This is a genomic window from Herminiimonas glaciei (assembly GCF_042664955.1).
GTDB lineage: Bacteria > Pseudomonadota > Gammaproteobacteria > Burkholderiales > Burkholderiaceae_D > Oxalicibacterium > Oxalicibacterium glaciei.
In genome coordinates this window covers 2319347-2343981 of sequence record NZ_JBHTBU010000001.1, presented here as the reverse complement: position 1 = coordinate 2343981, position 24635 = coordinate 2319347, and the positions used below count along the sequence as shown (strand labels likewise).

General features: G+C 54.3%; 23 protein-coding genes. 10 read left to right on the top strand and 13 right to left on the bottom strand.

The window, feature by feature from the left end:
• Nucleotides 1-7: 7 nt before the first annotated feature.
• Both ACFQPC_RS10545 and ACFQPC_RS10540 read right to left on the bottom strand, forming a co-directional pair.
• On the bottom strand, nt 8-1372 hold the full coding sequence (locus ACFQPC_RS10545; protein WP_382271802.1) for a glycosyltransferase family 2 protein: 1365 nt from the start codon (nt 1370-1372) through the stop codon (nt 8-10).
• A complete protein-coding gene (locus ACFQPC_RS10540) occupies nt 1369-2424 on the bottom strand; it encodes a HEAT repeat domain-containing protein (protein ID WP_382271801.1) in 1056 nt (351 codons plus the stop codon). Before ACFQPC_RS10540 ends, ACFQPC_RS10545 begins: the two co-directional genes overlap by 4 nt.
• A gap of 348 nt (nt 2425-2772) precedes the next feature.
• Here ACFQPC_RS10540 and dacB point away from each other — a divergent pair, with 348 nt between their 5' ends.
• Nucleotides 2773-4200 (top strand): D-alanyl-D-alanine carboxypeptidase/D-alanyl-D-alanine endopeptidase, encoded by a 1428-nt coding sequence (dacB, locus tag ACFQPC_RS10535; protein ID WP_382271800.1) that lies wholly within the window; start codon nt 2773-2775, stop codon nt 4198-4200.
• Nucleotides 4201-4610: 410 nt separating this feature from the next.
• Nucleotides 4611-6212: a gamma-glutamyltransferase gene (gene ggt, locus ACFQPC_RS10530; protein WP_382271904.1), complete on the top strand. Its 1602-nt coding sequence runs from the start codon at nt 4611-4613 to the stop codon at nt 6210-6212.
• A 67-nt stretch (nt 6213-6279) separates the two neighbouring features.
• On the opposite strand, the gene ACFQPC_RS10525 is transcribed toward ggt, so the two are convergent.
• The 4 genes from ACFQPC_RS10525 to ACFQPC_RS10510 are packed head-to-tail and all read right to left on the bottom strand — an operon-like array spanning nt 6280 to nt 9160.
• A complete protein-coding gene (locus ACFQPC_RS10525; RefSeq protein WP_382271799.1) occupies nt 6280-6780 on the bottom strand; it encodes a TPM domain-containing protein in 501 nt (166 codons plus the stop codon).
• Entirely contained in the window at nt 6780-7604 is an 825-nt protein-coding gene (locus tag ACFQPC_RS10520; protein WP_382271798.1) for a TPM domain-containing protein, read from the bottom strand. The genes ACFQPC_RS10525 and ACFQPC_RS10520 overlap by 1 nt, the downstream gene beginning before the upstream one ends.
• Before the next feature lie 13 nt (nt 7605-7617).
• Complete coding sequence (locus tag ACFQPC_RS10515; RefSeq protein WP_012078468.1) at nt 7618-8214, bottom strand: LemA family protein; 597 nt, start codon at nt 8212-8214, stop codon at nt 7618-7620.
• 55 nt (nt 8215-8269) lie between these two features.
• Entirely contained in the window at nt 8270-9160 is an 891-nt protein-coding gene (locus ACFQPC_RS10510) for a DMT family transporter (RefSeq protein ID WP_382271797.1), read from the bottom strand.
• 59 nt (nt 9161-9219) lie between these two features.
• Here ACFQPC_RS10510 and pyrF point away from each other — a divergent pair, with 59 nt between their 5' ends.
• Nucleotides 9220-10035: an orotidine-5'-phosphate decarboxylase gene (gene pyrF / locus ACFQPC_RS10505; RefSeq protein WP_382271903.1), complete on the top strand. Its 816-nt coding sequence runs from the start codon at nt 9220-9222 to the stop codon at nt 10033-10035.
• Here pyrF and ACFQPC_RS10500 read toward each other — a convergent pair.
• From ACFQPC_RS10500 to ACFQPC_RS10485, 4 genes are all read right to left on the bottom strand, one after another.
• Complete coding sequence (locus tag ACFQPC_RS10500) at nt 10032-10535, bottom strand: CinA family protein (protein WP_382271796.1); 504 nt, start codon at nt 10533-10535, stop codon at nt 10032-10034. The two genes, pyrF and ACFQPC_RS10500, sit on opposite strands and share 4 nt — an antisense overlap.
• 10 nt (nt 10536-10545) lie before the next feature.
• On the bottom strand, nt 10546-11067 hold the full coding sequence (locus ACFQPC_RS10495; RefSeq protein ID WP_382271795.1) for a phosphatidylglycerophosphatase A family protein: 522 nt from the start codon (nt 11065-11067) through the stop codon (nt 10546-10548).
• The gene (gene thiL, locus ACFQPC_RS10490; protein ID WP_382271794.1) at nt 11064-12032 is read right to left on the bottom strand and encodes a thiamine-phosphate kinase; all 969 of its coding nucleotides are present in this window, start codon (nt 12030-12032) and stop codon (nt 11064-11066) included. Before thiL ends, ACFQPC_RS10495 begins: the two co-directional genes overlap by 4 nt.
• Nucleotides 12033-12173: 141 nt before the next feature.
• A complete protein-coding gene (locus tag ACFQPC_RS10485) occupies nt 12174-13379 on the bottom strand; it encodes an FAD-dependent oxidoreductase (RefSeq protein ID WP_382271793.1) in 1206 nt (401 codons plus the stop codon).
• A 338-nt stretch (nt 13380-13717) separates the two neighbouring features.
• On the opposite strand from ACFQPC_RS10485, the gene ACFQPC_RS10480 reads away from it, so the two are divergent.
• Nucleotides 13718-16030: an NADP-dependent malic enzyme gene (locus ACFQPC_RS10480; RefSeq protein WP_382271792.1), complete on the top strand. Its 2313-nt coding sequence runs from the start codon at nt 13718-13720 to the stop codon at nt 16028-16030.
• A gap of 60 nt (nt 16031-16090) precedes the next feature.
• Here the strand turns inward: ACFQPC_RS10480 and ACFQPC_RS10475 are convergent, their stop codons facing one another.
• On the bottom strand, nt 16091-17008 hold the full coding sequence (locus ACFQPC_RS10475; RefSeq protein ID WP_382271791.1) for a 5'-nucleotidase: 918 nt from the start codon (nt 17006-17008) through the stop codon (nt 16091-16093).
• Between the two features lie 140 nt (nt 17009-17148).
• On the opposite strand from ACFQPC_RS10475, the gene ACFQPC_RS10470 reads away from it, so the two are divergent.
• The gene (locus ACFQPC_RS10470; protein WP_382271790.1) at nt 17149-17529 is read left to right on the top strand and encodes a YkvA family protein; all 381 of its coding nucleotides are present in this window, start codon (nt 17149-17151) and stop codon (nt 17527-17529) included.
• A 46-nt stretch (nt 17530-17575) separates the two neighbouring features.
• Here ACFQPC_RS10470 and ACFQPC_RS10465 read toward each other — a convergent pair whose 3' ends face one another.
• Entirely contained in the window at nt 17576-17836 is a 261-nt protein-coding gene (locus ACFQPC_RS10465) for a hypothetical protein (protein WP_382271789.1), read from the bottom strand.
• Between the two features lie 163 nt (nt 17837-17999).
• Between ACFQPC_RS10465 and ACFQPC_RS10460 the strand changes: the two genes are divergently transcribed.
• Nucleotides 18000-18458: an RrF2 family transcriptional regulator gene (locus tag ACFQPC_RS10460; RefSeq protein ID WP_012078478.1), complete on the top strand. Its 459-nt coding sequence runs from the start codon at nt 18000-18002 to the stop codon at nt 18456-18458.
• An 87-nt stretch (nt 18459-18545) separates the two neighbouring features.
• Entirely contained in the window at nt 18546-19748 is a 1203-nt protein-coding gene (gene hmpA, locus ACFQPC_RS10455) for an NO-inducible flavohemoprotein (RefSeq protein ID WP_382271788.1), read from the top strand.
• A gap of 82 nt (nt 19749-19830) precedes the next feature.
• Here hmpA and ACFQPC_RS10450 read toward each other — a convergent pair whose 3' ends face one another.
• On the bottom strand, nt 19831-20067 hold the full coding sequence (locus tag ACFQPC_RS10450; protein WP_382271787.1) for a hypothetical protein: 237 nt from the start codon (nt 20065-20067) through the stop codon (nt 19831-19833).
• A 406-nt stretch (nt 20068-20473) separates the two neighbouring features.
• Between ACFQPC_RS10450 and ACFQPC_RS10445 the strand changes: the two genes are divergently transcribed.
• From ACFQPC_RS10445 to ACFQPC_RS10435, 3 genes are read left to right on the top strand one after another with little or no spacing between them, the layout of a single operon-like run.
• On the top strand, nt 20474-23278 hold the full coding sequence (locus ACFQPC_RS10445; protein ID WP_382271786.1) for an ATP-binding protein: 2805 nt from the start codon (nt 20474-20476) through the stop codon (nt 23276-23278).
• A gap of 5 nt (nt 23279-23283) precedes the next feature.
• Nucleotides 23284-23823, top strand: a complete 540-nt coding sequence (locus ACFQPC_RS10440) for an Hpt domain-containing protein (RefSeq protein WP_382271785.1) — start codon at nt 23284-23286, stop codon at nt 23821-23823.
• 30 nt (nt 23824-23853) lie between these two features.
• Nucleotides 23854-24504, top strand: coding sequence for a response regulator (locus ACFQPC_RS10435; protein ID WP_382271784.1), 651 nt, complete (start codon nt 23854-23856; stop codon nt 24502-24504).
• The last annotated feature ends 131 nt before the right edge of the window (nt 24505-24635 follow it).

The window sequence follows — 24635 nt, the reverse complement described above, 5'->3', positions numbered from 1 at the left end:
AGCAGGCTTAGATCCGTTTAGGCGAGATGTATTCAGGCAGGTCGCCTGGTTTCCGGTTCATGAACCAGTTGCACAATGCCATGCTGCGCCATACGCCATTGAGTTGGCGATACCCGACATTGCTGATGATGGCGACCAGTATCAGGACGACGATATCGCTGCTTTTTGGATAAAGATGGAACGCCATTTCTTCCAGCAGCAAGCCGGAAGCTGACAGCAAGATGCCGAGGCCGATCATGATGGACAGGAAGGCGAAACCGGTTGACCATGGAATAAGTCCGACGACCAATCCTGCCAGCAGGAAGATATAAGCCAGGCATTCAAGCAGCGGACCCAACACTTCAAATAACAGCAGGAATGGAAATGCGAGGCGACCGGCGCTGCCGCTGTGCTTTGCAAACAGCAAGCCTGAATTCTGCGTCAGGCTGTCTGCCACGCCCTGTTGCCAACGCATGCAAGCATGCTTCAAAGTGGCAAAGTCTTGCGGCATCTGTTGCCAGCAAATCGGCTCTGCAATAAAACGTATGCGGTAGGCTTGCTGCTTCTGCCGCATGACGCGGTGCAGGCGCACAATCAACTCCATACCGGCGCTGCGCGCACCACGACTGAACGCACCCGCCGCCAGCACCGCTTCCTTGCGCAATAACATCATGCCGCTCGGGGCGATCAGCATGCCATTGAGCGTCGACCATCCGAGCGGTGCAAACAGTTCAATGCGCAGTTTGTCGATGATATGGAATAAGGTCGACCAGCGTTTCGGCAAGCCCGCTTCCGGCGCGGTGGCCCGCGCGGCTGCGACGCTGGCAATCACGCGGTTGTCGTTGAGGAAGGGCGTAACCAATTGCTGCAGGCTATCGCGTCGCACGCCGGTGCCGATGTCCGCCTTGCAAAAGAGCGGATAGCGTGAGGCATTGATGCCGGCATTCAGGGCGTCCGCCGCACCACCGGATTCTTTATCGATTACCCGTAGATGCGGATAGCGGGTTGAGCGGTAGATACATTTAAGCGGCTGTGTTTTCAGTTGTACGCGGTAGGCTTCCGGGAAGGGATGCAAGTCGAACGCGGTGCTCAGTTCCTGCAAGCCGCCATCTTGCATGCCGTCGTTGATGACAATTACTTCAAATTTGCTGTAGTCGAGGTGCAATAAGGCTTGGGTTGCCTGCACGACGGCATCGGCATTGCCGTGTGCCACCAGCAGCATGCTGACCGGTGGTTCGAGCTCGGAATGCAGGTAGGGTAGCTCGGTCAGGAGCTTGCTCTGTTCTACATCGTGCATACGCACGACGGCCAGGATATTCAATAAGAAATAACCCAGGTAATAGGTGATGAAGTAGGCAAAAATGGCCCACGCTATGCCATAGCTGAGGCTCATGAAGTCTGCCTTTCTGCGATGGCCTGGCCCAGCATGTCGCGTGCAAAGCGGTCTGACAGGTTATTCCTCAGTAATTCGATTTCTGCCATGCTCAGGAAGGGGATGCCAACCAGTGACTGCGCGGCGCGATAGCGGACCCACCATTCGGCATCGGCCAGCAATGGGATCAGGCGATTGACATCCGGATGTTCGCCGATGCGACCCAGCACTTTCGCCGCCTGTCCACGCACGCGCCAGTCGGGATGTTGCAGATGCGGACGGATATACGGCAGCAGGCCGGGGTCGTTGGCGATACGTAGCGCAGCGATGATGGTATCGGTTGCATTTTCCTTATCCAGCAATTTCAGGATGGCGAGATGCGATAGCGGTAATTGCAGCGCCTCGATCAGGCGCAGGCTGCGGATCAGGTGGGCGGCGCGGATTTCATCAGCTGCTTCCAGCAAAGGCAGCATGAAGGCTGCATGTGCCGGTTGCAGGATGCCGGCGATGTGCGAAATCGCCCAGTCATCGCGCGCCAGCATCAGCGGTGTCAGCTGTTGTGCGGCGGCCGCCGCGTCGATTTGCACCAGGGCCTGGAAGGCATGGATGGAGGTGACACTGTCGGCGGCCATGGTTTGCAGTACCAGCGCATCCCACGATGCATGGTCGCGCAAATGCCCGAGCGTCAATGTCGCGAGCAGGCATTCGACGCGTTTGCCGTGTTTCAGGAAGCGCCGGCAGTAACGATCCGCACCGACCGAATACGCAATCGCGATCAGGTTCTCTACCGCCTCATTGTTGCTGGCACTGCGCATCAGCTGGTTCCACAATTTCAGGAAATATATGCGTTCGCGTTTTTCCACCAGGGGCAGGACAGTGGCGACAGATGATTGCAGTGAACTGAGTAGCAAAGGACGCCATGTCACGAGGAAGGATAATTCTGCCTGGGTGCGGCGCCTGAGCGAGTAGCGCAACCAGGCCAGCAGCATGATCAGGAGCAAACTTAAAGCGATCGCGACTATGCCTATCCAGGCAAGGCCGGCAAAGGGTGAATGGGCAAAGAGCTCGGGCACTAGCAGGCAGCTTTACAAGTCGGGGCCGCAGCTGCCGTCATGACGCAGGTCGTCGGACTATGCATATGGCAGGTCTGGAGGTGCGCCGGTTGCGTGGCGGAGCGGTGGGTACCCATGTCGGCCTCGTGTTGCATTTAAGAATTTTATTATTGTAATGCTGATTGGGCTGTGCACATGCTGCGTGGCAGCATTTCAAATCGGGGGCGCTGCGGCACTCGGCGGATTCGACTCTTTTGCACAACAGTCGATGTTGATGCGACAAGCTTATTGTCTTGCTGTAGTCGGAACTCCGCGTGTAGGCATCTGTCTGGCATGTAATAATCACGAGCCTACATTACAGTCCACACTATGCGAATCACAACACGCCTGCCACTTTCCCTTGCCCTGATTTTTTCCTTCACTGTAGCCCCATTCGCCGCATATGCCGCCGAAGGATTGCCATCAGTCGTTAGCGAAGCACTGAAACGCAGCGCGATACCGCAAAGCGCAGTGGGTACTTACGTGCAGGAAGTGTCGGGCAAGACACCATGGATAGCGGTGAACGAGACTGCGGGTTTCAATCCTGCATCAACCATGAAGCTGGTGACCAGCGATGCGGCACTGGAATTGCTGGGGCCGACCTTCAACTGGAAGACGCAAGCCTATATGACCGGGACGCTGAACGGCGATGTGCTGGACGGCGACCTGATCATCAAGGGCAGCGGCGATCCGAAGCTGGTGACGGAAAATTTCTGGCAATTCCTGCGCAAGATACGCGCCGCCGGCATACGCGAGATACGCGGCAACCTGATCCTGGACCGCAGCATATTCGAAGACATGCCGTATGACGCCGCGCAATTCGATGGCGATCCGCTGAAGCCTTATAACGCCGGGCCCGATGCACTGCTGCTGAATTACAAGGTCTTTGCCTTTCATTTCCTGCCGAATATTGCACGCAACCAGGTCGATATCAGCGTCGATCCGCCGGTGGCTACCTATCCTGTGATGGCACCTGCGTTGACGAATGGCCCCTGCGCTGACTGGCAAGGCAAGCTCATGCCGACCATGGGGCGGGTCAGTACCAATTTCGCAGGCAGCTACTCTGCTGCTTGTGGTGAAAAGACCTGGTATCTGCATCCTTACCTGATGAGCCATAGCGAATACTTTGGCGTGGTGTTCCGCCAGCTGTGGACTGATGTCGGTGGTGTGTTCAACGGTGCGGTAAATAATGGCCTGGTGCCGCCGGCAGCGCGTCTTGTTACCGAGTGGCAGTCAACCAGCTTGCCGGAAGTCATACGCGACATCAATAAATACAGCAATAACGTGATGGCGCGCCAACTGTTGTTGACGGTGGCGGCCGATGTGCTGAAAGTACCGGCATCGCCGGAACGTGGTGCGCGCGTGATCAAGACCTGGCTGGCGAACAAGGGCATGGATACGTCGCAGGTGGTGATCGAAAACGGTTCGGGTTTGTCGCGTACCGAGCGTATCCCGGTCGGTGTGATGGGGCGCATGCTGGTCAGCACCTTCCAGTCACCGACCATGCCGGAATTCATGTCCTCACTGCCATTGGTCGGCTATGACGGCACCATGCGCAAACGCCTGACCAAGCAGACAGTGGCGGGGCGTGCACATATCAAGACCGGCACCCTGAATGATGTACGCGCGATTGCGGGCTATGTGCTGGCGGCTTCGGGCAAGCGTTATGCGGTGGTGTGCATCATCAATCATCCGAATGCAGTTGGCGGCCAGGCGGCGCACGATGCCTTGCTGCAGTGGATCTACGAAAACGGTTAAACGGACCGTCGCCCAGGCACGCAAGAGGCAGCTGATCAGCTGCCTCTTTTCATTCCGGCTTCATTTCCTTGATGAGCGATCCGGTGGTGAAAATTACCGTCCGGCAAACATCGCACAAATAATTAACAGCTGTTAAAAATCTGCTTCCACCTTTTTATATTTTGGTGATATCTTTCGATTTAAATCTGACATGTCACTAATGTGTCATATAAAAATAAACAATAAAAATTAAAGATTCAAACCACCAAAGGAGAAGACTAGTGAGCAAAGCCATATCCCCATTGCGTCCTGTGCATTTGGCAGGCGCCATCATGCTGGGCCTGGCAACTGCCAGTGCCGGCGCATTCGACATCACCGGCAAGTATTGCGACACGCCATCGCGCTGCGTGAATCCGACCACTACGCAAGGCATGGTCACCACCTCCAACTATCTGGCGACGCAAGCCGGCCTCAAGGTCTTGCGTGACGGTGGCAATGCGATTGATGCCGCAATTGCCGCTGCCGCGACGCTGGCGGTCGTGTATCCACAGATGACGACCATAGGTGGTGATAATTTCTGGTTGATCCATAACGCCAAAACCGGCGAGATGCGCGCATTGAATGCGAGTGGCCGTGCCGGTGAAAAAGCCACTATCGACTTTTATAAGCAAAAGGGTTTGAGCAAGATCCCGGCACGCGGCTACCTGGCAGCCAACACGGTGCCCGGCGTGATTTCCGGCTGGGACGAAGCCTATCGTTACGGCAAGCAAAGCATGGGCAGCAAGCTGAGCTGGTCGCAATTGATGGATAGCGCGATCGGCTATGCGCAAGACGGTTTCGCGGTTACGCCTTCACTGGCGAAATGGGCACAGATCAATATCAATCCGGCCGATCAGGAATTCCGTAACCTGCAGCGTTTTACCGGCTTCAAGAAAACTTATCTGAAAGCGGATGGCAGCATCTATCAGGTTGGCGAAGTGATGAAGCAACCGGAACTGGCTGCAACCTTGCGCCTGATTGCCAAGGATGGTGCGAAGGCGTTTTACCAGGGACCAATCGCGAAGAAAATCGTTGATGAACTGCAGCGCAATGACGGCGTGTTGACGTTGAAGGATTTCGCGACGCACAAGGCAAACTGGGTCACACCATTGAAGGTACCGTATCGCGATACCGTCGCCTACAACCTGCCACCGAATACGCAAGGTATGGCGGCACTGGAAATCCTGAATGTATTGAACAACTTTGACGTGAAGAAATTGGGCGAAGGTACGACTGACTACTACCACCTGATTATCGAAGCGACCAAGGAAGCGTTTGCCGATCGCGACAAGTATTTGTCCGATCCGGATTTCGTGAAAATCCCTGTTGAATTCCTGCTGTCCAAGCAGCATGGTATCGACCAGGCCAAGCGTATCCAGATGGCGACTGCCGCAACTTCGGTCAAGCCACTGGATCCTAAAGGCGACACCATCTGGCTCGGCGTGGTCGACAAGGATGGCAATGCAGTATCACTGATCCAGAGCGTGTACCACGACTTCGGTTCCGGCATCGTGCCTGAAGGTACCGGCGTCCTGCTGCAAAACCGTGGCAGCTTCTTCTCGCTGGATAAAACGCATGTGAACCATCTGGAACCGGGCAAACGTACTTTCCATACCCTGAATCCGGCGATGCTGCTGAAGGATGGCAAGCCTTTGCTAGTGTACGGCACGATGGGCGGTGAAGGACAGCCGCAAACACAGGCAGCGATCGTCACACGTATCGTCGATTTCGGCATGACGCCGCAAGACGCGATCAACGGCCCGCGCTGGTTGCATGGACGGACCTGGGGTGCGGTTTCGAATGACCTGAAGATAGAAGGTCGCGCACCATTGGCAGTGACGGATGAATTGAAGAAACGCGGTCATCCTATCAATGTGGTGGAAGACTATACCGACACCATGGGACATGCCGGTGCGATCTGGATCGATCCGGCCACCAAGGTGCGTTATGGTGCTACTGATCCACGCGGCGATGGTGTAGCTGCAGGTTATTGACAGGGTAGTGATGCAATAAAAAACCGACCGTTTAAAAGCGGTCGGTTTTTTTATGCCTGCGAAAAAATCACAGCAGTATGGGTTTGTTCGATAGCTGATTTGCTTGTGCGCCATTTTCCGGGAAGTGTTCCTGCAGCGCTGCATTCAGTTGCTGTATCCCGGCAATCACGCTGTCATGGTATTCGCCCTTGGCAAAACCGCTGGTCATGGTTTTGCAGACTGCGTGCCAGTGATGTTGCGGGATCACGCGCGAGATACCACGGTCGGCCACAATCTCGACCTGATGATCGGCCAAATCAATATAGATCAGGATGCCGCAGTTTTCTTCGGTATCCCAGATGCGGTATTGCGAAAACAATTCATGCGCGCGAGCGCGTGAGCTGAGGCCGGCGACGATGGCAGAAAATTCCAATGACGGTTCGACGATCAGGCGTATCTCGGCACGATGTACCGATTCGCCTGCGGCAATTGCTTTCTGCACCGCTGTCAGCGTGGCACAGGGGAAGGCTTTCTTGCCACTGTAGCGAGTAGTGGTCAGGTGGCGTAGTGCGCGTGAAAATTTATTCATTACCAATTCCCCGAGGCGCCACCGCCATCAAAACCGCCACCACCGCCGGAGAATCCACCGCCGCCGCCGAAACCACCGCCACCTCCACCAAAGCCGCCGAAGCCACCACCGGAGCGTCGACCGAGTTCATTGCCGATCGCCGTGCCGAGGATGACACCGGCGGAATTGCCCCAGTCACCATTGCTGCTATGGGCACGTGCACCACGGCCGCCACGGCTGCGCGCCAGCATGATGAAGATCAGGATGGCAAAAAAGATGAACGGGCCCCAGGTGAAGGCTTCATCCTGTGCCGCTGCCTGGCCGCGCTTTGCCGGTTCCGGGAAGGCTTCCTTGTCCAGCAGGCTGGTGATCACGGAGACGCCGGAAGCCAGGCCACCGTAAAAATCACCCTGGCGGAAGTGCGGTGCAATCACATCTTGCAATACGCGTTTCGATTGCGCATCAGTGAGTACACCCTGCACACCACGCCCGGTTTCTATACGCAGGCGACCGGAAGCGGCCGAGTTATCCTTGGCCACCAGTAAGAGCACGCCGTCATCCACGCCTTTGCGCCCCAGTTTCCAGGCATCGGCGACGCGTATGCTGTATTGCTCTATGCCTTCCGGCTCAGTGCTTTTCAGCAACAGGATCGCGATCTGGTTACCGGTGCGCGTTTCATATTCCGCCAATACGTTTTCCAGCGTCGACCGTTGCTCGGCATTCAGCATGCCGGCCAGGTCGGTCACGCGCTCCTTGAGCGGTGGCACCGGCACCAGGTTCTGGGCGCCGGCCAGTACGCAAAAGAGTGCGAACGTACAGGCCAGCAAATAGCGCAGGATTTTCATTGGCGTCGGCTATTTATTTCTTGTCGAAATTGACGGCCGGCGGCGCGGAGATTGCCTTTTCATTCTCTACCGTGAATGAAGGTTTGACCGGATAGCCGAATACTTTTGCCGTGATATTGGTCGGGAAGCTGCGTGCCAGGATGTTGTAGTCCTGTACCGCTACGATGTAGCGCTGGCGTGCCACCGTGATGCGATTTTCGGTACCTTCCAGTTGCGATTGCAAATCACGGAAAGCGGTATCGGCTTTCAGCTGCGGATAGTTTTCCGACACCGCCATCAGGCGTGACAGTGCTGACGACAATTCGCCCTGTACTTGCTGGAATTTATTGAAGGCTTCCGGATTGTTCAAGACTTCCGGTGTGATCTGGAAGCTGGTGGCGGCAGCGCGGGCCTTGGTCACGGCTTCGAACGTTTCGCGTTCGTGCGTGGCGTAGCCCTTGACCGTATTGACCAGGTTCGGAATCAGGTCGGCACGGCGCTGGTACTGGTTGACGACTTCACCCCAGGCGGCTTTGACGGATTCGTCCTTGCTCTGGAAGTCGTTGTAGCCGCAGGCGCTCAGGGTAGAGGCCAGCAAAGCGATAGAGATCCATTTGAATAATTTGGTCATTTCATTCCTCCTTGAATAGCGTGCAAAATTCCGTTGGGTAGTATCTGGTGCTTGCTTATGTGATGACCTTGCTGCGTGGTTTCAATAGTACCGTGCTCATGGCGGCCAGTATCAGCAACATGGCCGCATAATCCTGCCAGTGCGGTGTTTCATTTAATACCCACATGCCGGAGAATACGCCCAGCACCGGGATCAGCATAACCGACAGGCTGGAAGCAATCGGCGGCAAGCTGCGTGCCAGCGAAAACCAGACCACCTGGCCAAAGCCGAATACCAGCACTGCGTTATACGCAATCGCCAGGAATTCACGCAGGTCGGGCATACGCCATGCATCGTATTCGAGCAGGGCGGAAATCACGGCCAGGCACAAAGCCCCCAGCAAAATCATCCAGAACGTCAGCGCAATCGACGCAATACCCAGGCGCGTGCGTTTCATCAATACAGTGCCAAAACCCCAGGAAGCAGCGGCGATTAGGGCCAGTATGCTGCCCATCGGTTGTCCGGCGATATTCACAAATTCACTCGATAGCAATAATAGCGCGCCGCTCAGCGCCAGCGCGATGCCGCACCAGCCGGCACGGGTGATGTTGTCGCGGAAAAATATCAGGCCGCACAGCACCGCCCAGATCGGCATCGTATAACCGAGGATGGCGGCACGACCGGACGACAGCATTTTGACGCCAACGATGATGCAGACATTCCACATGACCACGTTAGGGATGGTCAGCTTGCAAATGGTTCCCAGGTCGCCGCGCGGTATTTTGAGGGAAATGCCTTGTGAGCGTACCGCCAGCCATAAGATCGGGATGGAACCCAGCATGCACAGTGAGCGGAAGGCGATAGGCGGGAAAAACTGTACGCCGATTTTCATGATGGGCCAGTTTATGCCCCAGCATACGGTCAGGAGAACCAGCAATAGCCAGTCTTTACGGGAAAGCGATGTCATGCCGGCACGATAACATGGCGCGTTACAATACGGATTGTTTGAAACAGAAAGATACCGCCGTGACCTTCATCGAAAAATTATCCGCCGTCTGGCAAAGCCAGAAAACCCAACTTTGCATCGGTTTGGACCCGGATTTGGCCAAATTCCCGGCCCATTTGCAGGGCAAACCTGATGCCATACTGACATTTTGCAAAGAAATCATTGATGCCACGGCTGATACCGCCTGTGCCTTCAAACCGCAAATCGCCTACTTTGCCGCCTTGCGCGCCGAAGACCAGCTGGAGGCCATCTGCAGTTACCTGCGCGAGCGTTATCCGCATATCCCTATCGTGCTGGATGCCAAGCGCGGTGATATCGGCGCTACCGCCGAGCAATACGCGCGTGAGGCTTTCGAGCGTTACGGCGCGGATGCGGTGACGGTTAATCCGTACATGGGCTTTGATTCGGTACAACCTTACCTGGAACGTCCGGATCGCGGCGTGATCGTGCTGTGCCGTACCTCGAATGCCGGTGGCTCCGATTTACAGTTCCTGAATGTAGACGGCAAGCCTTTGTACCAGCATGTCGCCCATCTGGTTGCAGATAAATGGAATACCAATGGTCAATGTGCATTGGTAGTCGGCGCAACCTTCCCGAACGAATTGGCGCAAGTGCGCGCTTTGGTGGGCGATATGCCTTTGCTGATTCCCGGCATAGGTGCGCAAGGTGGCGATATCAAGGCCACGGTAGAGGCCGGACGTACCGCGAATGGCACCGGCATGATGATCAATTCATCGCGCGCCATACTCTATGCGAAAGCGGATGAAACCTTTGCGCAGGCAGCGCGCCAGGTCGCGCTGGAAACGCGCGATGCGATCAATCGTTATATCGTTTAAGTTGTTTGCGTGCCGGCATTGGCAGCGAGGAAGTTGAGTAGGCCCTGCAAGGCATGCTCAATGCTTTGCTCACGCACCGCGTGGCGGTCGCCGTCGAAGATTACATGATCGACATGCACTTGTTCACCGTATGCCCAACCGAAGCAGACCATGCCGACCGGTTTGCCTGGTACGCCGCCACCGGGTCCGGCAATGCCGGTAGTCGATAGCGCAACCTTGGCGCGGCTATTTGCAATCGCCCCCTCTGCCATCGCTTGCGCAGTTTCATAGCTGACTGCGCCGTGTCGTGCCAGGATTTCTTCCGGCACTTTCAGCATCGCCATCTTGGCTTCGTTCGAATAGGTGACGAAGCCGCATTCAAACCACTCCGACGAACCGGCAATTTCGGTAATTGCCTGGGCGACCCCGCCGCCGGTACAGGATTCGGCCGTGGCCAGCATCAGGCCGCGTTGCTGCAAAACCTGGCCGACCAGGGCTGCGAGTTCAATCAGGTTCGCCATATATTTTCCCTTAGAAACTACGCCAGATCGCAAACACCAGCAGCGTGAAAAATGCTGCGACGATGTCGTCGAACATGACGCCGAAACCACCCTTGAAGCGCTTGTCGAAATAAGCGATGGGCGGTGGTTTGACCATGTCAAAGAAACGGAACACGAGGAAGGCGTAGAACTGCATCCATAAACTGGCCGGGGTGATGAATAACAGCACCAGCCAGAAGGCAATGACTTCATCCCAGACCATGCTGCCGTGGTCGGAGACACCGAGGTCACGCCCGGTTTTGGCGCAGGCCCAGATGCCGACTACAAAGCCGCCTATGATGACCAGCCACCAGTTGGACGGTGTAAAAAATAGCGGCCAGCGTGCAGTCAGTACATTGAAGGAGAGCCAGCCGAATAGTGTGCCAAAAGTACCTGGCATGATCTTCGATAAACCGCTGCCGAAGCCTTGCGCAATGATGTGGGCCGGATGTGCCAGCATGAAGCTGGAATTGGATTTGACAGTTGTTGGCGCGCCGGATTCAGAAGCGTTCATGGGGAAGCGAAGTGGTCAAAGGATGGGATGTTGAGATCCAGTGGTCGTCCTGCTTTATCCAGCAGGCGCAGGCCGGGGGCGGCGTCTATGCTGCCGATGCGGGTGACAGGGGTATCCGCCGCCATGGCCGCACCGAGCACCGCTTCGCGTTTCGAGACCGGTGCGGTGAAGCATAATTCGTAATCATCCCCGCCCGCCAGCGTGAAGCGACGGCGCATTTCCTGTGCTTGTTTTTGCAGCATGGCACCGGCCGGTAAATCATCCAGGTTCAGGGTTGCACCGACTTCGGATTTTTTCAGGATATGACCGAGGTCACCGATCAGGCCATCCGACACATCCAGCGCCGAGTGTGCGATCCCGCGCAAGGCGAGGCCGAGTGCGACGCGTGGTTGCGGTGTATGCAGGCGCACCGCGGCTTTGTTCAGGACTTTCGCATCCAGCTCATATTCCTGGTACAGCGCGCCCAACGCCAGGCGTGCGTCGCCGAGCGTGCCGGAGACCCATATATCATCACCGGCTTGTGCGGTGTCGCGGCGCAAAGCTTCTCCGGTCGGGGTTTTGCCGAACACCGTGATGCAGATATTCAACGGCCCCTTGGTGGTGTCGCCACCTATCAGTTCACAGCCGTGGGCATCTGCCAGCTCGAATAGTCCATGTGAAAATTCCGCCAGCCATGCTTCTTCGGCGCTGGGCAGGGAGAAAGCCAGTGTGAAGGCAGTCGGCTCTGCGCCCATCGCGGCCAGGTCCGACAGATTCACTGCCAGTGATTTATGGCCCAGCTTGCGTGGATCGGCACCGGCAAAGAAGTGGCGTCCTTCGACCAGCATGTCGGAAGAAATAGCCATTTGCATGCCGTCCTGCTGTGCCAGCAGAGCGCAATCATCCCCTATACCCAGCGTCGCTCGGTTTTTGGGGTGGCCAGGGCGCACGAAGTAGCGCGCAATAAGATCGAATTCAGACAACATGCGCTAATTGTACAGAAATGCAGTAGCACTCTTCGCATGCATATGGATTTGATTTGCGGCAAAGAAAAAGCGCAGCTTCCGCCAAGGGAAGGCTGCGCTTCGGATTGGAACCGGCTCAGGCGGTTCGCATAGGCGGTTTAATCAGCCGGCCGCAGCCGCAGTACTGGCAGGCTGGCCGAGGCCACCCAGCAGTTCTTGCCGTATGGCATTGTCATGCGGTGACACGCCAAAGCCCGCGAGCTTGCCTTCCGCATCGTAGAAGCGGCAGATGCAGCGACCGGTTTCCGTCACTTCATCCTGCCAGCTGCCACTTGCAATCATGTGCGGTGCCGGTGGGATCAGTGCCAATGGATAGCTAGGCGTTTTGATGAGTACCGGTGATGGCTTCAGGTCGATCACGGTCTTTTCACCTGTCAACGTTTTGGCGATGGCACGACCGGCGGTCATGATAGGTGTGATGTAAGGCAGGGTATGCGTGCTGCCATCGGCGACGAAGGTGTATTCGGCACAATCGCCGAGCGCATAGATATCTGCCGCGCTGGTCTGGCCGTAGGTGTCGATGATGATACCGCGATTGGTCTTGAGTTGCGCTGCGTGCGCCAGGCGCAGGTCAGGGCGCAGGCCGACTGCGGACAACACGACATCGGCTTCTACCGTAGTGCCATCAGCGAGTGTGACGCGCAATTCGTTGTCGCCTTGGCTGACGCTCTCCGCCACCGTATTCAAATGGAATGTGACGCCGCGCGCGCTCAGTGCTGCCTGCAGTTTGGCTGACAAGGCCGGCGCTGCCAGTGCTGCCAACGGGCGTGAACTTGGATCGACCAGTGTCACGCTGTGACCGGCGCCTGCCAGGTCGTCGGCGAATTCGCAACCGATCAGGCCGGCACCGAGGATGGCGACGCGTACCGGATCGGCATTTTTTTGCGAGCTGATATGGGCACGGAATTTTGCATAATCGTCGACATGATTCACCGATAGTACCTGGTCGGCTGCATCGCCTTTCAGGCCCAGGTGTATTGCTTGTGCGCCATTGGCCAATACCAGTTTTTCATATTCAAACACGCCGGCATCGGTGGTGACGGTTTTTGCAAGCGGATCTATACCGGTGACATGGGTGTTGGCATGGATGGTTGCATTCAATTGCTCTGCCATTTGCGTCGCACTGTGGGTGACCATTTGTTCCGCCTGCTTGCCATGCGCAAAGGCATTCGACAGCATGGGTTTGGAGTAGAAGCCGCCGCTATCAGCTGTAATCATGATTAAAGGAGTGGTTTTATCCAATTTGCGGAATTCGCGTGCAACGGTGTAAGCGGCCAGCCCTGCTCCGATAATGATGATCGGTTTCATATTTAATCCTTATGCCCAAAAAAAGTAATGCGTGACAGTAACTGATATCGCGCTGATATCCAATTGACGCCAGTTTACTCAAAAGCAGGTTTTTAAGCTGCATTTAATTTGCAGCAATTAGCGACACCTTATTATTTGCCTTGAATCATGTATCTATCACTTATTGTTATTAATTTTAAATATCATCTAAAATTCCGGATGTGCTGGCAATGTTCACTCATTGGCCGGCATTTTTAATTTTTTTGAGACTCAGTAGAAACCCGTAGAAAAACAAATTACCGTCTTCCGGCTCTGCTAGAATGAATTGCTTCCGCATATAAAAAGGATGGCTGCTTAGTATGGATTCGAACACCGATAAAAAAGAAGAACTCCGCCTTCAGTTACGTCAAGCCGCACTCGAGTATCACGAGTTCCCGACTCCAGGAAAAATCAGCGTCACTCCGACCAAACAAGTAACGAATCAGCGCGATCTGGCCCTGGCGTATACGCCGGGCGTAGCAGTGGCATGTGAAGAAATCGCAGCTAATCCTGCCGACTCCTATCGCTACACCGCACGTGGCAACCTGGTTGCCGTGATTACCAACGGTACCGCCGTGCTGGGACTGGGTAATATCGGTCCTGCTGCAGCCAAGCCGGTGATGGAAGGCAAGGGCGTACTGTTCAAGAAATTCGCCGGTATCGATGTCTTCGATATCGAAATCAATGAAACCGATCCGGACAAGCTGTGCGACATCATCGCCTCGCTGGAACCGACCTTCGGTGGTATCAACCTGGAAGATATCAAGGCGCCTGAGTGCTTCTATATCGAACGTACCCTGCGCGAGCGCATGAAGATCCCGGTCTTCCATGATGATCAGCACGGTACCGCGATCATTGTTGCCGCCGCCATCCTGAACGGCCTGAAGGTCGTCGGTAAAGACATCAAGAAAGCCAAGCTGGTGGTATCCGGTGCCGGTGCTGCCGCGTTGGCTTGCCTGGACCTGATGGTAGACCTCGGTTTCCCGCGTGAACATATTTTCGTCACCGACCTGGCTGGTGTTGTCTATCAAGGCCGCGTCGAACTGATGGATCCGGACAAAGAGAAATTCGCGCAAAAAACCGATGCCCGTACCCTGGGTGAGGTGATTGTCGATGCGGATATCTTCCTCGGCCTGTCGGCCGGCGGTGTATTGAAACCGGCAATGGTTGCCGCGATGGCCAAACGTCCGGTCATCCTTGCGTTGGCAAATCCGACTCCGGAAATCCTGCCGGATGAAATCCGTGCGGTGCGTGACGATGCGGTGATTGCAACCGGTCGTTCCGACTTCCCGAATCAAGTAAATAACGTCCTGTGTTTCCCGTATATTTTCCGTGGTGCACTGGATTGTGGCGCCACCACGATTACGCGTGAAATGGAAATCGCCGCAGTACACGCGATTGCGCAACTGGCGCAAGCCGAGCAATCGGATATCGTGGCCACCACTTATGGCATCCATAACCTGAGCTTCGGCCCGGATTACATTATTCCTATGCCTTTCGATCCGCGCCTGATGATCAAGATCGCGATGGCGGTTGCCAAGGCAGCGGAAGAGTGTGGTGTGGCAGCGCGTCCTATCAAGGACATGGATGCTTACGCGGATCGCCTGCAGCAATTCGTGTATCGCAGCGGCACCTTCATGAAACCGATCTTCCAGATTGCGAAGGCGACACCGCCGGAGCTGAAACGCATCGTGTATGCGGAAGCGGAAGAAGAGCGCGTATTGCGTGCGGTGCAGGTTGTGGTCGATGAAAAACTGGCGCGTCCTATCCTGATCGGACGCCCGGCCGTGTTGGCGCAGCGCATAGAACGTTTTGGTTTGCGTATCAAGCCGGATGTTGATTTCACCATCATCAATCCGGAGCACGATGATCGCTATCGCGATTTCTGGCAAACCTATCTGGAAATGACGATGCGCAAGGGTGTGACCGAGCAATACGCGAAGCTGGAAATGCGTCGCCGTCATACGCTGATCGGTGCCATGGCGATCCACAAGAAGTATGCAGACGGCATGATTTGCGGCACCTTCGGTACCAATAACCTGCATTTGCACTATGTGGACCAGGTATTGGGTAAACGTGCCGGTGTGAATGTCTATGCTGCGATGAATTGCCTGATCCTGTCGGATCGCCAGTTGTTCATCGTCGATACGCACGTCAATGAAAATCCGACGGCGGAAGAGTTGGCCGAGATCACGATCCTGGCGGCAGAAGAAATGCGTCGCTTTGGCCTGGCACCACGTGCGGCATTGCTGTCGCATTCGAACTTCGGTTCCAGCAATAGCGAGTCGGCGCAAAAAATGCGCAAGACTTTGCAATTGGTACGTGAGCGTGCGCCTGACCTGGAAATCGACGGCGAGATGCACGGTGACCTGGCGCTGAATGCTTCACAGTTGAAAGCGGCAATGCCGAATTCGACTTTGAAGGGTGATGCAAACCTGTTGATCCTGCCAAATATCGATGCGGCCAATATTACTTACAACTTGTTGAAGACCACGGTCGGTAATGGTGTTGCTATTGGCCCTATCCTGTTGGGTTGCGAGAAGCCGGTGCATATCCTTACGCCGTCGGCTACCGTCCGTCGTATCGTGAATATGACTGCCTTGTGCGTAGCGGACTCAGTCGCTGAACGCTAAGCTGCAACGCGAATAAAAAAGCCGCTCTTGTCCAGAGCGGCTTTTTTTATGTGCCGGTATTTAGTTGTCTTTGACTTCCGCACGCAAGGGTACGCGGCCGGTTTGCACCAGTGGTGAAGCGCGGTCGCAATGCCCGGGCTGGTCGTCGAAAAACATATGCGGTTTGAATGCCGCCAATACATCGGACTTGGAAACGCCGCCCATGAAGAAGGTTTCATCGATCGTGACATCCCATGCGCGCAAGGTACGGATCACACGTTCATGTGCCGGTGACGAGCGCGCGGTAACCAGCGCGGTGCGTATCGGCGCTTTGTGGGCCGTCGAATTCTTGAAACTGTTCTGGATGAAAGACAGGGCTTTCAGCAGGCGTGCAAACGGACCTTCCGGCAAAGGTTTCAATGCATTCTCGCGTTCATGGTTTTCAAACGCTTCTATGCCCTGGGTTTGGTAGATACGTTCCGATTCATCGGAGAAAATCACCGCATCGCCATCGAAAGCGATGCGGATCTGGTCCAGTTCTTCAAAGGCATTGGCCGGTTTTTGATAGAGCAGGGCGGCAGCGGTGCCCGAATCGATGGCTGCCTGTACGTCGTCTTCATGCAGCGACAGGAACAGGCTGACATTGAAGGCATGCAGGTAAGGTGCCAGTGAGGCACCGCCGGACAGGACGGCACGCGTGATGTCGAGGTCGTAATGCTTGATCGAATTGAAGATGCGCATCGAGGTTTCGGTCGAATTGCGTGACATGATGACGACTTCGACGAAACGCTGGTTCGGTGTCAAGGCATTCAGTTTGAGGAGTGCGCGCACCAGCGCAAAGCCGGCGCCCAACTTGAGGATTTCGCCTTCATTGTCGAGCTGGTGCTGGCGATAGGCTTCCAGTCCCTGGGTGCGGAAGATGGCTTCTTCGACTTCGAGGTCGAAGAGTGCGCGCGATGAAATTCCAACTACCAGCAGGCGATCAAGTGAGACGGGCATGTATCTGTTTTCTCCTGAAAATCAGGAATAGTGCGCAAAGTGCATAATTGCATCATTACTTTGCAGGTAAAAAGAGGGCAGGGATCATTATAAGCATTCCCGCCACTGTGCATCAGCCGATACTTCATATAGAGAGCGCAATGTTTGCAACGATCAGGAAATGGGCCCGGCGCATCAAGAGCGATATCATCGTCCTGTGGTTTGCGCGCAAGCATCCGGACACTCCATTACTCGCAAAAGTAGTGTGCGTGGTGGCGGTGGTCTATGCGCTGAGTCCGATCGACCTGATCCCTGATTTCATCCCGATACTCGGTTATCTGGATGATGTATTGCTGGTGCCGGCATTGATCTGGCTGGCACTACGTTTGTTGCCACCGCAGGTGGTACTGGAATGCAGGGTGCAAACGGAAGAGTGGATTACGAAATATGCACGCAAGCCCAAGAGTTATATAGGCGGCGCCCTGGTGGTCCTGATCTGGTGTGGCCTGGCTTATCTGTGCTGGCGCTGGTTGGCCCAGTGAGATAAAGCCGGGGAGAGAACGACGTGCGTCGTTCTCTGTTGGGGATTTACTGTTGTGGCTTGTCTTCGCCGTCTTCGTAAAACGAGACGCGCAGGGCACGGCTGCGGTGCAGTTTTTTCAGGCCGGCTTTGGTGCCGAGGTAAGCTGCGAGCACACAGTACAGCAAGGCCATCCAGCCCAGATAGTAAACGCCGACGAAAGGCAGGACGATAACCAGTACGGTCGCGAAGAAGTCGCGCTTTTCAATGGTGATCCAGTAGTGCGATAAAGCGTACACAATGAAGAGTCCGATAAAGCCTAGCAACATGATGTTTCCCTAATTACAGATGTGTCTGCATTCTAGCATTCAGAAATTTTCAAATGAGCAGTTTTTACTGCTGCGCTGCGGCAAGGAAAACGGTCAAAAATCAAATATGTTGCGTTAAATATGCATATTAAATAGAATGTGACTCACTGGAGAGCGATCGCTGATGAAATTAACCCGGTTTTCGGATATTGGATTGCGTGTGCTGATGTATTTGGCACGGGAGTCGCGCAGCCCGTCCGTTACCGTAGCTGAAGTCGCATTACAGTTCGATGTGCCGCATAACCACCTGGTCAAGGTTGTTGGCATGTTGGCAAAAATGGGTTGGATAGATGCAGTACGCGGTCGTAATGGCGGTATCAGCCTCGCGGCCAGTCCGGACACTTTACACATAGGCAGTATCCTGCGTGTGCTGGAAGGGGATGCCGAGGCGATTGATTGTGAGGGTATAGGTTGCCGCCTGTCCGGCGATTGTCGTTTGCGCAATGCCTTGAAGATAGGTGTTGATGCTTTTTACAATGCGATGGATGAATACACGCTGGCAGATATCGTCAGCGGCAATACAGGCGAACATATCGTGATGATGCATCGCAATTTCCTGATGGATCGCGCCGCTATCGCGTGAATTGAAACAGCTTGAATGGCAGGGCCTGAGTCGGGCCTTTTTTATTGGGTTTAAAGTTGCATTTTAAATGCATCAATAGGAGAAGATATGTTGTCTGCAGCATCCCGTCCGTATATAGACGCCAGTGTCCCGGTCTTGCGTGAGCATGGTTTGGCTATCACCCGGGCCTTTTACACAAATCTGTTTGTTTCGCATCCGCAATTGCACAATATTTTCAATGCCGGTAACCAGGCCAACGGTGCACAGCAACAATCACTGGCTTCCGCGGTCTTTGCCTATGCCGCGAATATCGATAATCCATCGGCGCTGGCACCAGTCATTTCACGCATCGTGCACAAGCACGTTTCGCTGGGCGTCACCGCCGCACACTATCCTATCGTCGGCGAACATTTGCTGGGTGCGATCAAGCAGGTGCTGGGCGATGCGGCAACGCCGGAACTGATTGCGGCATGGGCCGAAGCCTACGGCATCCTGGCGCAAGCCCTGATCGATGAAGAGCAGCGTTTGTATACGGTGGCAGGTATCCAGCCCGGCGATTTGTTCGAGATGAAAGTCACGGCAGTTGAACAGGAAAGTGAACAGGTAAGGTCGTTTACGCTGGTGCCGCAGGATGGCAGTACTTCGCCGTCGTTCCGCCCAGGCCAGTATGTCAGCGTGGCGGTTCATTTGCCGAATGGCTTGCGCCAGTTGCGTCAGTACAGCCTGTCCGATGCGCCGGACTATCGTCACTTGCGCATTTCGGTCAAACGTGAAGTCGCAGGCAAGGAAACACCGGCTGGAATGGTTTCCAACTGGTTGCACGACCATGTGCAGGCAGGCAGTGTGCTGTCGGTCAGCAAGCCTTTTGGGGACTTTACGCCGGACACCGATGGTGAAGAACCTATCGTCTTGCTGTCAGCAGGTGTTGGCATTACGCCGATGATTTCGGCCCTGAACCGGATTGCTTATGTGGCGCCGCAAAGACGCGTGATTTTTGCGCATGCTGCACGCAATGCCAAACATCATCCGCATCGCGCAGATATCGCAAAAGCGGCTGCACTGATGCCTAACCTGCAAAGTGTGATTTTCTATGAAGAAGACGATGCGGCGCAGGAGAGCGGTGCTGCCCTGGCAGGCCGCATGCAGTTGAAAAAATTGCCGCAATGGGATCTCAGTAACACCAAAGTATATATGTGCGGTCCCTTACCTTTCATGCAGGCACAATGGGCGGATTTGGTGGCGCACGGTGTGCCACCGCAAAACCTGCATCGCGAAGTTTTTGGTCCGGATATGCTGGATCATTTGATTTGATAACCGGTATCTGGCTTTCATCCGGTTCGACAGGCGTTGCCTGAAGTTATCCGGATGTCGAGCAAGATAAACACAGCCAGCGCTAGCCCCGCTGGCTGTGTTGCTTTGGCGTTTGTATTTCCTGGCTTAATTGCAGGGATGATGGTCGATCCAGCTCTCGCATGCGATCGTTTACCTGTTGCGTCAGCTTGCGATGTTCCGCATCCATTTCATAGTGCAAGTCTTGCAAAGCCAGTGAAGTCTGGACGAGCGAATCACGCATTGCGATGAGTGCTTGCAGCAAGTCAGTCAGGTCGGGTAGCTCTGTTTTGTTGTTCATACAATCTCCTTTGAATTTTAAGATTTCATCGTCGGCAGTTGTTGCTTGCATCTGTTGATGACGCCGACTGGAATGATCCAGATGAGTTGTGCTGCATCTATCTGCCTGGGTGGTGTGCAAAATTAAAACAAAGAAACCGGCGAGACGGGTCTTAAAAAATGAGACGTGTATGCAGATGTAAGCATGAACACATTGATGTATGCGCATATCTTCCCGCGCTGAGAAATAGATTTTCGCTGAGAGATGTGTACCTGATTTGGTGCTGGCATCCGGCAGGCACTGATGTAAAAACATCCAACGTTTCAATTTGTGGAACGATCATCCAATAAATCTTTTCGAATATTTTCATTCAAGATTATTCTTGGTACGCATACTGGGGATTCTCCCTAGACTGGTCCCGATGATCATGAAGGGTGAAAAACGGAACAACTCCAACGTCTCGCTGGCACCAACGGTGCCGACGATACTCTTGAAATTCCTCGCGATGGCGTTATTGCTCTGCATAGCTGCAGGGACCGCGCTATACCTGTACTGGAGATTAAGTAACGTCGTGTCTAGTCACAGGCGGCAGATGAATGCGGCCGCCTATAGCGCACAACTTTACTTCGATCAACGGGAAGCGCTGTTGCATTCGATTAAAAACTCTGCGGTCTTGCGCAAAGACACTGAAAAATCAAAACAGGATGTGGCCGCTAATCTCGACGGAGTGACCACGCTGTCATTTCCTGCGCCGGAAGGCGCCAGTAAATGGGCCCTGCTCCTGACTGAACGGGATACGAGTGCGATAACAGATGCCAATACACGATTGATTTATGCGATGGCGCAACCGGTCACAAAGATGATGTCGATATGGCCCGAAGATAAGCGGGTGGTCGGACTGGATGAACTGCAATCACGGCTGATACTGCAAGCCCTGGAGAATGTCGGGAATCGTGGTGAACAATTCCTGTCGCAAAAAATGATTTGGTTATACGTTCCGGGGAAAATGCACGATAGCTTATATATATTCAGTTTGCTCGATCCCTTCCGTCCCGCTTCCGGCTGGTTGGGCCTGGAGCTACGCAATATAGGCAGCGGTGTCGACCTGTCCAGTATCCATGGCAGCAGCTATGTCTTGCTGGACCAGAATGAAAACATTGTGCTGCATGGCGTGCAGGAACCCGGACTGCCTTTGCGCATCAGGCAGGGGGTGAAGGAAGATACCTTTGGCCTGTCCGGAAAAGGCTTTTGGCCGGAATACCTTGCCCTCAATAAAAGTGTAGGCGAGGCCGGCTGGCGTCTGGTTTATTACATACCCATCCGGCATTTGCTATATGACGACAGGGGCGCAATCCAGCTGGCACTCGCATTGTGTGCCTTGCTCTTTGCCGGCGTATTTCTCGGCATGCGCCGTATCCAGAAAAAGCTGATCGTGCCGGCTTTGGAGCAATACGATGCCTTGCTGGATATGGTTGCCTTTAGCCAGACAGTGATTGAAACCGCACCGGTGGCGCTGTGTGTACTGCGCCGTGCGAACGGCAGCGTGGCGCTGGCAAATGAGTTGACACGTAGCTGGTTTGAAAACGAAAAGGATTGGCAGGCTGCGGTATTGGCCAATCAGTACGGCCATAAGGATCGCGAATTAACCTTACACGATGGCCGCCACGTCCACCTGACACTGGCACCTACCCGGTATCGCGGGGAAGAGGTCTTGCTTTGTGTATTCATGGATATCTCGGCGCACAAGCAGATACAGGAATCCTTGCTCAAGGACAAACTGCACGCAGATGACGCCAACATGGCCAAGACCCTGTTCCTTACCACGATGAGCCACGAGTTGCGCACGCCCTTGCACGGGATGCTCGGTGCGCTTGAGCTGTTTTCGCTGACCACCGTCACGGACCAGCAAAGAATGTATTTGAATGCAATGCAGCAGTCGTCGTCGATTCTGTTAAGGACAGTCAGTGAAACGCTCGATATTGCACGGATAGAAGCGGGTGCCTATGAACTTGAAGCGACTGCATTTTCGCCGCTGTTGCTGATAGAGGAAGTAATTGCTGCCTATGCTGCACCTGCCGAACGAAAGGCATTGCATATATACGGTTTACCCGACCCCGCCATGCCCGAGGTGTTGCTTGGTGATGTGACCCGTATCAAACAGATACTGAATAATTTGATGAGTAATGCCATCAAGTTTACTGATCACGGCCAGATCGTATTGCGTTCCCGGCTATTGAGTCTGGAAAATGGCACGGCGACGATTGTGTTCCAGGTGGAGGATAGCGGCAGGGGGATAGACCAGGAACACTTGGGGCGCATATTTGAACCCTTTTACCAGGTGGAACGCAATGCATTGTTGAAGAGCGGCACAGGGCTGGGCCTGTCGATCTGTCGGCGTTTTGCGCAAATGATGGGCGGGACCATTTGGGCGATGAGCGAACCAGATCGGGGCACTCGCTTCTCTTTTACCGTTGCGCTGCCGGCTACACAAGACGCGGCGCTTTATGAGGTGCGTGCATTTGGTGGCACCAAGGTCTATGTCTATTCAGATTTGCCGGAACTGTCGATGAATATGTGTGCGTGGCTGAACAAGTGGGGGGCGCGTGCACATGCATATCAGGCCGGTACGGCAGATGAAGACGGCGAAGCGATATTGCTGGGGATACGGCATTCGGGGTTTGCTGCCGACGTTGCATGGAGCGGACCGCGCCTAGTGGCGGAGCTATCTGCTTTGCAAACGGGACATGGGCGCAAGGACAGCCTGCCGGTTGTACGTGGATACTGTATACGCACCATTGCGGAGGCGGTCAGCAGGTTGCAGCCATATCGGGATATGGTGGAATCCATACACGTCAAACCGCTCGCCTGTTCGCTGAACCTGAATATCCTCGCAGTTGAAGACAACCCGATTAATCAGATGATCCTGAAGGAGCAACTGGCTTACCTGGGGTGCGCCGTTGTATTTTCCGGTAACGGCCAGGAAGCGTTGGACCGGCCGGACGTGATGGAATTCGACGCCATCTTGACCGATCTCAATATGCCGCTGGTTGATGGCTATGAGCTGACTGAAAGATTGCGGAAGCGGGGGTATACGAAGGCCGTCTTCGGTATCAGTGCGAATGTCATTCCGGAGGATGAGAAGCGCTGCCTCGCGGCGGGGATGGATTTGCTCATGACCAAGCCCTTGTCCCTCTCGGTACTACAAACCAACCTGCAATCCATTCATTCGTAATGCATATGGCCGCCATCAATCCGGATCAGAATTTTATGCTTAAGGCATTGGATGAAAGTGTCCGCTGGGCCGGTGTGCATCTGACCTCTTACGAAAATTTTTTCCAGGATAAATTTTCCCTGCTGGTTCTCGCTTTCCTTGTGTTGCTTATTGCCTTGGGGATGGTTGGTATGGCCTTTTATCCGCTTGAAAAGGCCGTGCAAGATGGAAGCACGCCGCCTGTGAATCCGGAAAAACAAGTCGACGCAAGTACGCCCCTGCACAAGCAAGTACGGATACCGGAAAAGTATCGCGCAATATTTATTCAAACCATGGAAGAAGACCTGAGCGTGTTGAGCCACGCACTGGCAGAAGGGCGTCTACGCGCGGTACTGGCCATGTTGCACCGTATGCATGGCGCGCTGGCTGCACTTGGCATCAATGATTTTGCCGAACGCTGTGCAGCCCTGGAACGGGACGGACGGTTAGGCGGATTGAATGAAGAAATTGCCGGAGAGATAAATGCGTTGGCAAGTGATTTGACGCGCATGCTCCGGTGGCAATAAATTATTTAACAACTTCAGGTGTTTATTGTGATGAAAAGACAGACAGTTATTCTTGCCGACGATCATCCTTTGATCTTGATGGGATTGCGTGACATGGTGGAAAAGGACGCAAGCTTTGAGTTGCTGGGCACGGTGTCCAGTTCCACTGCTTTAGTCAGCCTGATGCGCGATGCCGAGCCTGACATGGTCATCACCGATTATTCGATGCCGGGCGATGACACTTATGGCGACGGGATACGCATGGTCAAGTATCTGATACGACATTTCCCTAAGACCAAGATACTGACCATGACCATGATGTCGAATCCGATGATTATTTCGGCGCTTTACGATGCCGGTGTGTATGCAGTGATCAGGAAGAGTGATGATCCGGCGGAATTCATTGCGGCCTTGCACATCCTGCGGCTGGGGCGTAAGTACTATCCGCCCAATTTTCAAAAGGAAAGCAAGACGAATGAGCGGACAAAATTCATAGGCGAGCGGATTAACAGCCTGTCACCGAAGGAGTTTGAAGTCTTGCGTTACTTCATCCAGGGCAAGCCTATCATGCAGGTTGCATTGCATTTGAATCGTAGTATTAAAACCGTCAGCGGGCAAAAGATAGCGGCGATGCATAAACTGAATGTGAAGACGGATCAGGAGTTGATCGCTTTTTGTCTGGAGACAGGCTTGTTTCAGTGAGGCCAGATGCGGGTTTTAATTCCAGAATATGTTTTAAATAAAAAAAATCGCTCCTGCAAAAGCCGGAGCGATTTTTTATTCTGCGGTGGGGTATCAAAACTTGTAGTTCATCTCTTCAGCATATGACGTAA